Genomic DNA, 13,779 nt, shown 5'->3' on the forward strand with positions numbered 1-13,779 from the left:
ATAAAATATAAAAAAGATGGAGTGAGTAAATATTTTACTTGTAAGTGCTTGCTTATTAGGAATAAATTGCAAGTATAATGGAGGAAACAACTATAATAGCGACATTATTGAGCTTATGACGAAATACAAACTTATACCGGTTTGCCCGGAACAGTTGGGTGGATGTGCCACTCCAAGGTTACCTGCGGAGATACTGGATGGTGAAGGGCAAGATGTGCTTGAAGGAATGGCTAAGGTGATTAGAAAAGATGGAGTTGATATTTCAGGAGAGTTCAAAAAGGGTGCTGAAGAAGTCCTTAAAATTGCACAACTGCTGAATGTTGACCTGGCTATACTAAAAGCGAGAAGTCCTTCTTGCGGAGCAGGAAATATTTATGATGGAACTTTTTCGGGAAAGCTAAAAAAGGGGAATGGTGTTACTGCAGAGATTCTGAAAAGTAATGGGATCAAAGTGATAACTGAAGAAGAAATCAAAACTTCAGAGGTATTTAGGGCTACTTGATTTTAGGACATTACTTTAGAAATTATATAACAAAATCTTATGGGTATTTAGTGTATTTTGTTATATAATTTCCAAAATTAAAGACCCTGGAATTTGAATTTCCAGGGTCTTGGGTGGCTTGATTTATACTATAAAGTTTTTAATTTCTTCGAAGAACTTATCACAATCGTCTAAATGTACATCAACTTTTATAGGTTTGCTTAAATCTAAGCTAAAGATACCCATGATAGATTTTGCATCAACTACATAACGGCCTGAAGTCAAATCGATGTCGAAGTCATATTTATTTACTATATTTACAAAATCCTTAACATCGGTAATTGATTTTAAAGAAATATTAAATGATTTCATGCGAATTCCTCCTTTTTTGTGTTTTCAAATGTCTTTCAATCCTTTATTATATATATTATCTTGTTTATAGTTGCAAGTCAATTGTGATATTGCTAAAATTTTCTTAGTATTTTGTGAGATATGTGAAAACATATTATACAAAGTTATCTTGTATAATATAACTTATATACAAAGGAACATTATTTTGTAATATTTAAATTAGTGATTATAATAAAAATTTGCAAAACAGTAGAAATAAATAATTTATTTAGCCTTGGGGGATATAATGAAAAAAGCTGCATTTTATACATTGGGATGTAAAGTTAATCAATATGAGACGGAAGCAATTTTGGAGATGTTTAGGAATAATGGTTATGAAATAGTTGACTTTGAAGAATTTGCAGATGTCTATGTAATTAATACATGTACGGTTACAAATCTTAGCGACAGAAAGTCAAGACAAATGATTAGAAGAGCTAAAAAAAACAATGAAGACTCAATTGTTGTGGTTGCAGGGTGTTATGCTCAGACGTCTCCGGATGAAGTTTTGAGTATACCTGGAGTAAACCTGGTTATTGGGACAAAAGATAAGGGAAAAATCATTGAAAATATTAAGAGCATTGAAGAAGGAAGGAATAAAGTCAATTTAGTCCAGGATATAATGAAAACAAGAGAGTTTGAAGAGCTGGGTGTTGAAGTATATAAGGAGCGTACAAGAGCATTTATTAAAATTCAGGAGGGATGCAGCCAGTTTTGCTCATATTGCATTATACCTTATGCAAGAGGACCAATTAGAAGCCGTCCGGTTGAATATGTTCTTGACGAAGTAAGAAAGCTTGCTTTGAACGGATATAAGGAAATAGTGCTTACTGGTATACATATTGCCTCTTACGGAAAAGATATTAAAACTACCTCACTTATAGATATTATCAAGAAAGTTCATGAAATTGACGGAGTGGAAAGAGTAAGGCTCGGATCAATTGAACCTACAACTATAACCCATGAATTTGTAAATGAGATAGGTAAATTAGAAAAAGTATGTCCTCATTTCCATATATCGTTACAGAGTGGATGTGACAGCACACTAAAGCGAATGAACAGAAGATATACAACTGAGGAGTACCGATCATCTATAGCGCTTTTAAGAAGTGGTATAAAGGATGTGGCGGTAACAACGGATGTTATGGTAGGTTTCCCTGGAGAAACTGATGAAGAGTTTAATGAGACAGTCAAATTTTTGAATGAGATATCTTTTTCTGCTATGCATGTGTTTAAGTATTCCCAAAGAAAAGGAACACCTGCGGCTGAATTTAGCAACCAGATATCACCAAAAAAGAAGGATGAACGTAGTGAGGTGTTAATTGAGCTGTCTTCAAAGAAAACTAAGGAGTTTAATAAGAGATTTGAAGGAAGAAAAATGGAAGTATTGTTTGAACAGGAAGTAAAGTCAGAAAGTGGATTAATTGAGGGTTTAACACCTAATTATATAAGGGTCCTATGTGAAGGTGAACCAGATTTGAATGGAAAAATACTTAAAGTGAAGTTAAATGAAGCTGTTGAAGACTATATTACGGGGCAAATCGAAAATGATGGTAACAAGTAGAGATAATTGCATATTCAAGTAAGACAAATGAAATTTAGCATAGATAATGCAGATTAATCGAATTTGAAATGTATTGCATAAATTATCCTATTGTATTACTATATATATAGGGGCTTTTTACTTAAATATTCTAAGTAGGTAATTTAAACTATCAATGTCCCATCCTTTTACGCAGGAGAGTGATTAGTTATGGCAAACAGCGAGACCATGATGTTTAATGTGGAGAATGAAAAGGTTAATGAGGCAAGGGAGGTTCTTTTCTCTGTCTTTAAGGCTCTTAAAGAGAAAGGTTATAATCCGATTAATCAAATTGTGGGCTATATTCTTTCAGGTGATCCTACTTATATAACTAATCATAAAGATGCTAGAAGTATTATAAGAAGATTAGAGCGGGATGAACTACTTGAAGAAATTCTTAAGTTTTACTTAGAAGAGAATAGTAAAAAGAGCTCCGTATAAAATATACGGGGTTTTTTAATATTTTTTTAGTTTTGTATTTTTATGCAAAACTTTTTTGGTTTTTTAAGGTATTTGTATAACTTATTTGAATGGTTGGTGTAGATTTTGAAATATGAAATTCTTGGTAATACAGGTATTGAAGTATCCAGGTTGTGCTTTGGAGGGTTGATTATCGGACCTCTTCAAGCAAATCTACCTTTGGATGAGGGAACTAATGTAATATTATCTGCGCTAGATCAGGGTGTAAATTTCATAGATACTGCAGAGCTTTATGGCACATATGGTTATATTAGGGAAGCAATAAAGAAAGCTAAATCCAAACCTGTCATAGCTACAAAATCTTATGCTTATTCCGCTGAAGGCGCCAGAGATAGTCTGGAAAAAGCCAGAAGGGAATTGGATATTGATGTTATAGACATTTTTATGCTTCATGAGCAGGAAAGCAGAATGACTCTTAGAGGACACCGTGAAGCATTGGAATACTATTTTTCCATGAAAGAAAAAGGAATTATAAGGGCTGTTGGAGTGTCGACACATAATGTGGAAGTTGTCGAGGCTTGTGCAGATATGCCTGGAATAGAAGTTATCCACCCTATTATTAATAAAAGTGGAATTGGAATAGGTGATGGGACAATAGTAGAGATGTTGTCTGCGGTTAAAAGAGCTTATGATAATGGTAAAGGTATATACGGAATGAAACCGCTTGGTGGAGGAAATCTATTGAATTCTTACAGTGAGTGTATGGATTTTGTCTTAAATATTCCATATATACACTCGGTAGCTGTTGGAATGCAATCTGTTGAAGAGGTTATAATGAATGTGTGCGTATTTAACAATGAACCAATTCCTGAGAGTATAAGATCTATAGCTGCTGGTAGAAAGAAACACCTACATATAGATTACTGGTGTGAAGGCTGTGGAAAATGTACCGAAATGTGTGGCCAAAATGCTCTCTATATACAGGATAATAAAGCAAAGGTTGCAGATGAAAAATGCCTTTTGTGCGGATATTGTGCAAGTGTATGTCCTTGCTTTGCTATAAAGGTTTGTTGATTAGGAATAATGAAAATATAACACAATCCAAATAATATAAATTAATGTACTTAAGTAATATGGAGGGTTTTATGAGAATAATCGGGATAGACTATGGAGACAGTCGGATAGGAATAGCTGTTAGTGACCCGCTTGGTTGGACAGCACAGGGTATTGAAACAATTAGCTGGAAGAATGATATTGAAGAGCCGATTAAAAGAATTGTAGAGTTAGTAAATCTTTATGAAGCAAAAAAATTGATTGTAGGCTTTCCGAAGAACATGAATGGAACCATTGGACCTAGAGGAGAGAAAACGAACGATTTTATTGAACTTATAACTGCAAGAATTGAAGGTATTCAAATAATCAAGTGGGATGAGCGGCTTAGTACTGTTTCTGCGAATAGGACAATGCACGAACTGGGGGTCAAAAAGTCAAAAAAGAAGCATGTGGTTGACCAGATCGCTGCAGTTTATATTTTACAAGGGTATCTAGATAGCACTGCACTTAAATAATACAACCTTGAGAAGTGATTTTATTAGGCATAGATGAATATTACTTAGGATTTTTCACGTAGCTTTGATGATCCAAAATAAAAGAAATATTTATGCTGTTTTGTATCGGTTTTTTATGTAATTGGGAATATAATAAGATTATTAGATAAAAATAGTACTGATATGTTTTTTTGAGATTTAAATAAAATATATACTTATTACTGTGAAAGTGATGGAATTTTTTATTCTGTATGTTATAATTAATACCTATAATGGCAAACGGGAGGTAAAAAGATATGTCTGAAGAAAGAGATGATATAGTTATTTTGGTAGATGAGAATGGTGAAGAGGTTGAATTTGAACACCTTGATACTATTGAACTTAATGGGAATGAATATGTAGTCCTTCTTCCTGTTGATATGAGCGAAGAAGAAAAGGCTATTGATGAAGTAGTAATACTTAAGATTGAACATGGGGAAGAGGAAGACAGTTTTGTAAGTGTTGATGACGATGATGAACTTGACGCGGTGTTCGAAGAGTTTAGAGTCAGAATGGAAGATGAGTTTGATTTCGAAGAACAATAAAGTGCTTTTATAGAAAATAAGAATAATAAGCAAAAAAGAGACTCCCTGTATCCAGAATATGGGGAGTTTTACATTTTGTTATAAAATTTTCTGAATCCATAGAGGATTTTTTTAAGCTATGTAGAAATATTTAGATTAAACTAAGAATAACGGGGGATTGTAATGATAAAAAAATCAATTCAAAAGGGTAATGCAGTGTTAGTGATGATATTAATTTTATCTCAGGTATTGTTGTTAGGGGGATGTGGTAAAGATAAAACAACAAATGCACGCATTGATAATACGGGAATTGTGGCAACACCCATAAATTCTACTCCTCCTGAGGATAATATTAATTCGGACCAGATAGGTGAAGATACAAGTGCTTCTAAAAAGGGTTTGACGGATGCAAACTTCACTCTTCCTGTGGAAGGTATGAGGCCTTATGCGGTTATGATTGATAATGAAGGGACAAGACCTTTGCCTCAAGGTGGAATTTATCTTGCTCAGATTGTATATGAGATAATAGTTGAAGGTGGTACAACAAGGTTAATGCCCGTTTTTTGGGGCAAGGATCCTACTATGATAGGTCCGGTTAGAAGTTCAAGGCACTATTTTCTGGATTATGTAATGGAGCATGATGCAATATATGTTCATTTTGGATACAGCCCTATGGCGCTACAGGATATAAAGAAGTTCAAAATTAATAATATAAACGGTGTAGCCAATGGCGGAGAAGTATTTTGGGATTTAACCAAGGATAGGAAGAACTGGCAGGATTCTTATACTTCAATGGAAAAAGTAAAAAGCTATGTAGGAAGAGTTAAATATAGAACTGAGACCGATAAAGGGCTTGTTTTCAAATTTTCTGACAAGGATTCCGACTTTGCAGGTGGCAGCAAGGCTGTAAATATCAATATCAGGTATACGTCAAGCTATACATGCGCTTATAAATATGATGAGGTCAAAAAGCTGTATTTGAGATATAGACAAGCAGATCCACATATGGAGAGGATAACAGGTGAGCAGCTTACTGCTAAGAATATTATAATACAAAAAGTGTCAAATCACCTGATTAAAGGAGATAACGCGGGACGGCAGGAGGTAAATACTGTCGGAAGCGGTGACGGGTACTATATTTCAAATGGTAAATACATAGATATTAAGTGGTCTAAGAAATCCAGAACTGAGCAGACAAAATACACTGATAGCAATGAAAATAGTATAATTCTTAATCCGGGTCAGACATGGGTCCAGATTACGCCTGCAAATGGTAAGGTTACTATTGAGTAGGGTTAAAAATTGCATTTTTTTCTTGTAGGAATTATTTTTGAGGGAATAAAATATAAGAAAAGTATTGAAAAAGGCTTATTAGACTCAATAACAATGGTTTTGAATCTAATAAGCTGTTTTGTATAATTACATAATATTACATATTACGTAAAACTTCTATCAATAAATTTGCCTATATGTAAAGAAGTTTCAAAAGTTGTAAATGTATAGCGAATTGCAACTTATAAAGCACGAAAAATAATTTAGTTTCTATAATAAATAAGTTTTTTATTGCTAAAAAGTGATCAATTGGTTATTATATGTATATATAATAAAAAACAAAATAGGTCTTAAATTTTAATGTAAGGTAAAAATATATACTTGTATTTGTTGATATAGGTTACATAAAGTTTGGCATTAAATTACTTAAGCTATAGCTGGAGGATGAATTGAGTATAAAGATAAGCGATAAAATTTTGCAAAATGTAGAAAAACCTTCAAGATATATTGGAAACGAGTGGAATAGTGTTCATAAGAGTCTATCGGAGATTGAGGCGAGATTCGCTTTTTGTTTTCCTGATGTTTATGAAGTAGGCATGTCTCATCTTGGTATGAAGATTTTATATCATCTTCTTAATAAGCGCAAGGACACTTATTGCGAGAGGGTATTTGCTCCATGGGTAGACATGGAAGAGAAGATGAGAGAGAATAATATAGCTCTCTTTTCCCTTGAGTCTCATGATCCAATAAAGGTTTTTGATATTGTCGGTTTTACATTACAGTATGAAATGAGCTATACAAATATCATAAATATGTTGGATTTGGCGCAGATTCCTGTTTTGAGCAGTGATAGGACAAATAAACATCCATTTGTATGTGCTGGAGGACCATGTGCTTATAACCCTGAACCATTGGCAGATTTTATAGACTTTTTCATGATGGGTGAGGGAGAAGAGATAATTAATGAGGTTATGGATGTCTATGTTGATTGGAAACGGCAGAATTTACCAAGAGAGAGGTTCTTGGAATCCATATCTCAAATAGAAGGTATTTATATTCCTTCTTTTTATGAAGTAAAGTATAATGATGATAAAACTATTTTTAGCATCAAACCTATAAATGAGAAGTATCCTGAAAAAATCAGGAAGAGGATTATAAAAGATCTTGATAAGGCTTATTTTCCAGATAAAATAGTTGTCCCATATACTGGCATTGTACATGACAGAATTATGCTTGAATTGTTCAGGGGATGTACCAGAGGATGCAGGTTTTGTCAGGCAGGATATATATACAGGCCTGTAAGAGAAAGGTCTCATCAAAGACTTTTGGAGCATGCCGGAAATTTGGTGAATAACACTGGTTATGAAGAGATTTCTCTTACTTCTTTAAGTACTAGTGACTACAGCTCGCTCAAAGATCTTACTGAGGGTCTTATTGGTGAAATGGAGCAGAGAAAGGTAAACCTTTCATTGCCCTCTTTGAGGATTGATTCTTTTTCTTTGGATCTTATGGAAAAAGCTCAGAAAGTTAGAAAGAGTGGTTTGACGTTTGCTCCTGAAGCTGGAAGCCAGAGACTACGGGATGTAATTAATAAAGGTGTTACAGAACAGGATTTGGTAAACTCGGTAAAAACAGCTTTTAATGGCGGTTGGAGTGGAGTAAAGCTTTACTTTATGCTTGGACTCCCTACTGAGACTTTTGAAGATATTAATGGTATTGCAGATCTTGGATATAAAGTAGTGGATGCTTATATGGGAACCTCGAAGGAAAACAGGGGTAAAGGGCTCAGCATTGCTCTTAGTACATCCTCTTTTGTACCAAAACCTTTTACACCTTTTCAATGGGAGCCTCAGGACGATATTGAAACGCTAAGGGAAAAGCAGAAATTTTTACAGGGTAAAATTAAAAGCAAGTATATAAAATACAGTTGGCATGATCCTGAATTGAGCCTGCTTGAAGCAGTTTTTGCAAGGGGCGACAGGAGAGTAGGCAAAGTCCTTATGGAAGCTTTCAATAAGGGTTGTAAATTTGACAGTTGGGGTGAACATTTTAAGTTTGCCAAATGGATGGAAGCGTTTAATGAATGTGGTATTGAGCCTCATTTCTACGCTAACAGGAAGAGGGAATTTGACGAAGTATTGCCATGGGATCACATTGATATAGGTGTTTCCAAGGATCATTTGGTTAGAGAAAACAAAAAAGCATATAATGAAGAACTTACTCCAAACTGCAGGGTGGACTGCTCTGGATGTGGAGCAACAGTTTTTGGTGGAGGTATTTGTTTTGATTAATATCAGGGCAAGGTTTATAAGGGGAGAAGAAGTAAAATATATTTCTCATCTGGATATGATGAAGATGTTTGAGAGAGCCTTAAGGCGTTCTCGTATACCTATTTACTATTCACAGGGATTTAACCCCCACCCTCAAATTGTATTCGGACTTCCTTTGTCTGTAGGAGTGACAAGTGATGCAGAATATGTGGATTTTGAGCTTAGTGATGATATGGAGCCCAAACAGTTTGTTGAGGCTTTAAATAAACAAATGCCGGAAGGGCTAAAACTTACTGAGGCTAAAGTAAGGACTACAAAGTCCAATATAATGGCGTCTATTTCAAAAGCAACATACGAAGTGTTGGTTACAATAGCACAGAATCCAGAAATAGAGGAAGTTCGGGAGAATATCCTTACTTTTTTGGAAAACAAAGAGATATTTATTAAGAAGGAAAGTAAGGGTAAAGTAAGAAATGTTGATATAAGACCTATGATTCATAAATTCAGTGCACAGAATATTGGAAATAAGGAGATTTCAACAGAAGCGACAAAGGATGTTCAGGATTCTACGAATATTGCTCTTTTAGAGTATATAGATAAACTTAATGGTTTTAATGATTTACTGATAAATAAAGAAGTAAATGTGTATTATGGTTTTTCTTTACTTCTAAGTGCAGGAAGTATGGCAAATCTAAAGCCGGAATTTGTTTTACAGTCATTTGGTGAAGCAGCGGGTTTGGATTTGAATGTTTTAAAGGTACATCGATCAGGTCTTTTTATTGATAAAGGGGATAAAATACTAAACCCTCTTGATAACGCATTATTAGCTATATGAGGTGGTAATATGGTTAGTGAGATAATTGTAGATGTGGGTCTTAACGAGAAAAGAGTGGCACTTTTAGAAGACAAAGAGCTTGTTGAAGTATTTATCGAAAGAAATGATTCTGAAAGGCTAGCGGGGAATATATACAGGGGTAAAGTAAGTAGTGTCCTACCGGGGATGCAGGCTGCTTTTATCGATATCGGGTATGAAAAGAATGCTTTTTTGTACGTTGGAGATGCTGTGTCACAAAAGGAATTCTCCGAAGACGAAGAAGAAATGTACAACGATATGAAAAGCTATAACATTGAAGAGTTATTAAGACCTGGCCAGGAAATAACGGTGCAGGTGACTAAAGAACCTATTGGCACGAAAGGTCCCAGGGTGACTACTCATATTACTCTTCCAGGAAGACAGCTTGTACTCCTTCCTAATGCTGACTATATAGGCATTTCAAGAAGAATAGAAGACGAAGAGGAAAGGGTAAAGCTTAAAAAGATTGCGGAAAAGGTAAAACCTAAAAATATGGGTTTGATCGTCCGAACCGTTTCTGAGGGAAAAAGGGAAGAAGACTTTAAAAATGATATAAACTTTTTGGTTAAGCTATGGGAGAAGATAAAGAAAAGTGAGCAAAGTGGTCCTGTGCCCAGATGTATTCACAGGGATTTGAATATTGTTTACAGAGCTGTGCGTGATATGTTTACCTGGAATATTGACAAGTTTATTATTAATGACAGGCAGGAATATAATAAGGTTCTTGAACTCGTCGAAATGTCATCGCCGGCACTGAAACTTAGAGTGGAATGCTTTAATAAAAATATTGATTTATATGAACACTTCCAGATAGATTCGATGATAGCAAAGGCACTTTCTAAAAAGGTATGGCTAAAGTGCGGAGGGTATCTTATTATCGAGCGGACTGAAGCACTTACTGTTGTAGATGTAAATACAGGAAAGTATGTAGGAAACAATAACCTTGAAGAAACAGTCTTAAGAACAAACATTGATGCTGCCAAAGAAATTGCAAAGCAGCTAAGGCTTAGGGATATTGGCGGCATAATAATAATTGACTTTATTGATATGCACGAGCCCGAGCACCAGAAGCAAATTATTGAGACGCTCCGTCAAGCACTTAAAAAGGATCGCACAAAGACTACAGTTGTTGGAATGACAGGTCTTGGGCTCATAGAGATGACTAGAAAGAAGGTAAGGACTAGCCTCTACTGTATTATGTGATTGCCAGAGTTGTGAAGGAACTGGTAAGGTACTTTCGCCAGAGTCGGTAGCAAGAAATGTTGAGAAAGAGATTAGCAAGTATTTCACAAAAACTATAGCAAACGCGATTCAGGTTGATGTCCATCAGTCGGTTGCCAAGGTATTGCTAGGTGAAAACGGGGATAATCTTAAGAGAATTGAAAGCACGTTTAATAAGAGGATAGTGGTAAAAGGGTCTGAAGAAGTTAAAAATCAAGAAATGAAAATAAAGGAGATTGACATAGACTCTTTATTATGATAGAATTGCGTGGTAGCCGCACGGTGTAGGCTTTAAAATGCAGTGAATGGGTGATTTGAGGAATTTGCGAAGCAAAAGTCCTTAAATTAAGCGGAGTTGAATACCTCCGAATTTTCCGTTGTTACTGCTGCCTTCTCTGGCGAGACTGGGTAGGGAGGTGTATAGTATGTACGCAATTATCGAGACAGGTGGAAAACAGTACAAGGTTCAAGAGGGTGAAGTAGTTTTCATTGAGAAATTGACTCAGGAAGAAGGTTCTTCAGTTACTTTTGACAAGGTTGTAGCAGTTTCAAATGGAGATAAGGTGGATTTTGGAGCTCCTTATATTTCAAAGGTAACTGTTCAGGCTAAAGTGCTGAACCATGGTAAAGATAAGAAGGTCATTATTTTCAAGTATAAGCCTAAAAAAGGCTATAGAAGAAAGAATGGTCACAGACAACCTTATACAAAAGTACAAATTGAAAAGATTAATGCATAAGGTAATGATTGACAGATGATTAATATCAATATAGTAAGAGATGAAAGTGGATTTATATGGCAGTATATAGTGGAAGGACATGCTGAATTTGCCGATCCAGGGAAGGATATAATATGTTCTGCTGTATCGGCTATAGCGTATAATGGTATAAATGCACTTGATGAATTGGTTGGAATAAAGAATTATGGTATTGAGAGTGGATACATGATTTGTTCAGTTCCAACTGATATTCCTGAGGATCTCAAGGAAAAAGTCAGGATAATACTTGAAACCATAGTTGTAGGTTTCAAACAATTACAATTATCCTATGAAGATTATGTGTCGGTGTTAGATGAGGAGGTGTAACCGATGATAAGAGTTGATTTGCAACTTTTTGCGCATAAAAAAGGTATGGGAAGCTCCAGAAACGGCCGTGATAGTGAATCTAAAAGGCTTGGAGTTAAAAAAGGTGATGGACAACCGGTTTTAGCTGGTAACATCATTGTAAGACAAAGAGGAACAAAGATCCATCCAGGTGTTAATGTAGGAATAGGCAGTGATGATACACTGTTTGCATTAACTGAAGGTAAGGTTAAGTTCTCAAGATTGGGTAAGGACAGAAAGCAGGTAAGTGTTGTTACAGCATAAGTGATTAAAAACTTTTAAGAATTTTAATTCTTGAGGTTTTAGAATAGTAGCTTATTAACAGCAAAAAATAAAAATCCCGGTAAATACCGGGATTTTAATTTTATTTATGAGTAATACTATATAGTGAAAAAACCATTGTGACTATGGAGTTGAAATTAATGTTTATTGATAGTGCAAAGATTTATATTAAAGCTGGAGACGGCGGAAATGGCGCAGTATCGTTTCACAGGGAGAAATACATAGCAAAAGGCGGTCCTGATGGAGGAGATGGCGGAAAAGGCGGGGATGTAATATTCATCGCAGATGAAGGCCTTAGGACGCTGCAGGATTTTCGCTATAAAAGGAAGTATAAGGCGGAATCGGGCCAGAACGGAGGAGCAGGGAACTGTTCTGGGCGTGGTGCGGAAGATTTGGTAATAAAAGTTCCTGTCGGTACACTTATAAAGGAAGAGGAGACAGGACGTATTATTGCTGATCTTGTTACTCCTGGAAAGAAAGTTGTCGTAGCAAAAGGTGGAAAAGGCGGTGCAGGCAACCAGCACTTTGCAACTTCTACAAGGCAGGTTCCGAATTTTGCTAAGAGTGGAGACCCGGGAGAAGAGATTTTTGCTATGCTTGAACTAAAGCTTTTGGCTGATGTTGGGCTTATAGGATTTCCAAACGTCGGAAAGTCTACCATTCTTTCTATGGTTTCTGCTGCTGAGCCTAAGATCGCAAACTATCATTTTACAACCATAGAACCAAACCTTGGAGTGGTAAGAATAGATGAAGGTAAAAGTTTTGTCTTGGCGGACATACCGGGATTAATTGAGGGAGCTCATGAAGGAACTGGCTTAGGACATCAGTTCCTAAAACATGTAGAAAGAACCAGAATGCTTATTCATGTGGTTGATATTTCAGGCTCGGAAGGTAGAGATCCTTTAAAAGACTTTGAGATTATTAATAGTGAACTGAAGCAGTATAACCCAAAACTTTTCGAAAAGCCACAGATAATTGCTGCCAATAAGATGGATGTGACCGGGGCTGAAGAAAATCTCAAGGCATTTAATGACAAGTTGGAATCAGAAGGATATAAGATATTTCCTATCTCTGCTGCAACTAGTGAAGGACTTAAAGAGTTATTGTATTATGTTTCTCAAAAACTTGATGAGATACCCGACACTATTTTATCAGATGATACAGAGGAAGAAGTAGTTTATACAGCAGGGGAAGAAGAACCATTTCAAATTCATAAGGAAGATGAGGCTTTTGTTGTTGAAGGAAACTGGGTTCGTAAATTAGTCAATTCGACTAACTTTAATAACTATGAATCCCTCCAGTATTTCCAGAGAACAATCAAAAGAAAAGGTATTGTTGAAGCTCTAGAGAATATGGGAGTTAATGAAGGTGATACGGTAAAGATGTACGACCTTGAATTTGAGTACTATAGGTAACTTCTTTTATGCTATACCTTAGTAGGGCAGCAGAATATTTGCTAAGTGAATATGGGCAAAAAGAACTACTGGACAAACATACTTTTTGTGTTGTAAAATATATATATAACAAACTGTATTATAAAACGGAGGGGCAATAGTAAGGGTTATGGAGTGCATTAAATGTGAAAATTGTAAAACCGGCAGTGCAGCATATTTTTGTCCAATGAAAAATGATTTTGTACTGAATGAGGAAGCAACATCACAAGTTATTGAGAAGAGCAGAACAGGATGGAAAAAAGGTCAACCTAATTATGAAGTTCATAGAAGGAAAAGCCGAAAGGAAGTTGAAGTGTGAATGTATGAGGGGATAGATGATTCTATCCCTATTATTTATTGTGAAA

Annotated in this window: 16 protein-coding genes and 1 pseudogene; 16 read left to right on the forward strand and 1 reads right to left on the reverse strand. The window is 35.5% G+C overall.

The features are described 5' to 3' along the window. Positions 1 to 31 precede the first annotated feature (31 nt). Positions 32 to 502 (forward strand): DUF523 domain-containing protein, encoded by a 471-nt coding sequence (locus tag ACECE_RS0223195; RefSeq protein ID WP_026073972.1) that lies wholly within the window; start codon positions 32 to 34, stop codon positions 500 to 502. A gap of 123 nt (positions 503 to 625) precedes the next feature. Here ACECE_RS0223195 and ACECE_RS0223200 read toward each other — a convergent pair whose 3' ends face one another. Then, the gene (locus ACECE_RS0223200; protein WP_010251622.1) at positions 626 to 853 is read right to left on the reverse strand and encodes an HPr family phosphocarrier protein; all 228 of its coding nucleotides are present in this window, start codon (positions 851 to 853) and stop codon (positions 626 to 628) included. A gap of 265 nt (positions 854 to 1,118) precedes the next feature. Here ACECE_RS0223200 and mtaB point away from each other — a divergent pair, with 265 nt between their 5' ends. From mtaB to ACECE_RS0223270, 15 genes and pseudogenes are all read left to right on the forward strand, one after another. Beyond that, positions 1,119 to 2,435 (forward strand): tRNA (N(6)-L-threonylcarbamoyladenosine(37)-C(2))-methylthiotransferase MtaB, encoded by a 1,317-nt coding sequence (gene mtaB / locus ACECE_RS0223205; protein ID WP_010251624.1) that lies wholly within the window; start codon positions 1,119 to 1,121, stop codon positions 2,433 to 2,435. 189 nt (positions 2,436 to 2,624) lie between these two features. Further along, positions 2,625 to 2,894 carry an IreB family regulatory phosphoprotein gene (locus ACECE_RS0223210; RefSeq protein WP_010251627.1) on the forward strand — a complete coding sequence of 90 codons (270 nt, stop codon included), beginning with the start codon at positions 2,625 to 2,627 and terminating at the stop codon, positions 2,892 to 2,894. Positions 2,895 to 2,999: 105 nt separating this feature from the next. Then, entirely contained in the window at positions 3,000 to 3,947 is a 948-nt protein-coding gene (locus ACECE_RS0223215) for an aldo/keto reductase (protein ID WP_010251630.1), read from the forward strand. A 71-nt stretch (positions 3,948 to 4,018) separates the two neighbouring features. Then, positions 4,019 to 4,441 carry a Holliday junction resolvase RuvX gene (gene ruvX / locus ACECE_RS0223220; RefSeq protein WP_010251633.1) on the forward strand — a complete coding sequence of 141 codons (423 nt, stop codon included), beginning with the start codon at positions 4,019 to 4,021 and terminating at the stop codon, positions 4,439 to 4,441. Between the two features lie 275 nt (positions 4,442 to 4,716). Further along, on the forward strand, positions 4,717 to 5,004 hold the full coding sequence (locus ACECE_RS0223225; RefSeq protein ID WP_010251637.1) for a DUF1292 domain-containing protein: 288 nt from the start codon (positions 4,717 to 4,719) through the stop codon (positions 5,002 to 5,004). Positions 5,005 to 5,166: 162 nt separating this feature from the next. Then, positions 5,167 to 6,276 carry a DUF3048 domain-containing protein gene (locus ACECE_RS0223230; RefSeq protein WP_010251639.1) on the forward strand — a complete coding sequence of 370 codons (1,110 nt, stop codon included), beginning with the start codon at positions 5,167 to 5,169 and terminating at the stop codon, positions 6,274 to 6,276. Positions 6,277 to 6,704: 428 nt separating this feature from the next. Then, the gene (locus ACECE_RS0223235; protein WP_010251642.1) at positions 6,705 to 8,546 is read left to right on the forward strand and encodes a TIGR03960 family B12-binding radical SAM protein; all 1,842 of its coding nucleotides are present in this window, start codon (positions 6,705 to 6,707) and stop codon (positions 8,544 to 8,546) included. Next, positions 8,539 to 9,360, forward strand: a complete 822-nt coding sequence (locus tag ACECE_RS0223240) for a TIGR03936 family radical SAM-associated protein (protein WP_010251644.1) — start codon at positions 8,539 to 8,541, stop codon at positions 9,358 to 9,360. The genes ACECE_RS0223235 and ACECE_RS0223240 overlap by 8 nt, the downstream gene beginning before the upstream one ends. A 9-nt stretch (positions 9,361 to 9,369) precedes the next feature. Next, entirely contained in the window at positions 9,370 to 10,581 is a 1,212-nt protein-coding gene (locus ACECE_RS28720; RefSeq protein WP_010251647.1) for an Rne/Rng family ribonuclease, read from the forward strand. Between the two features lie 61 nt (positions 10,582 to 10,642). After that, positions 10,643 to 10,858, forward strand: a pseudogene (locus tag ACECE_RS32205) (KH domain-containing protein); the annotation flags it as partial. A 166-nt stretch (positions 10,859 to 11,024) separates the two neighbouring features. Then, on the forward strand, positions 11,025 to 11,336 hold the full coding sequence (gene rplU, locus ACECE_RS0223250; protein WP_010251650.1) for a 50S ribosomal protein L21: 312 nt from the start codon (positions 11,025 to 11,027) through the stop codon (positions 11,334 to 11,336). A 15-nt stretch (positions 11,337 to 11,351) separates the two neighbouring features. Beyond that, positions 11,352 to 11,681 carry a ribosomal-processing cysteine protease Prp gene (locus ACECE_RS0223255; RefSeq protein ID WP_010251653.1) on the forward strand — a complete coding sequence of 110 codons (330 nt, stop codon included), beginning with the start codon at positions 11,352 to 11,354 and terminating at the stop codon, positions 11,679 to 11,681. Between the two features lie 3 nt (positions 11,682 to 11,684). Further along, positions 11,685 to 11,963, forward strand: coding sequence for a 50S ribosomal protein L27 (rpmA, locus tag ACECE_RS0223260; RefSeq protein WP_010251656.1), 279 nt, complete (start codon positions 11,685 to 11,687; stop codon positions 11,961 to 11,963). Positions 11,964 to 12,121: 158 nt separating this feature from the next. After that, the gene (gene obgE, locus ACECE_RS0223265; protein ID WP_010251659.1) at positions 12,122 to 13,396 is read left to right on the forward strand and encodes a GTPase ObgE; all 1,275 of its coding nucleotides are present in this window, start codon (positions 12,122 to 12,124) and stop codon (positions 13,394 to 13,396) included. A gap of 148 nt (positions 13,397 to 13,544) precedes the next feature. Then, the gene (locus ACECE_RS0223270) at positions 13,545 to 13,733 is read left to right on the forward strand and encodes a hypothetical protein (protein ID WP_010251661.1); all 189 of its coding nucleotides are present in this window, start codon (positions 13,545 to 13,547) and stop codon (positions 13,731 to 13,733) included. Positions 13,734 to 13,779 lie beyond the last annotated feature (46 nt).

Origin of the sequence: Acetivibrio cellulolyticus CD2 (assembly GCF_000179595.2) — a bacterium.
Classification (GTDB): Bacteria; Bacillota; Clostridia; order Acetivibrionales; family Acetivibrionaceae; genus Acetivibrio; species Acetivibrio cellulolyticus.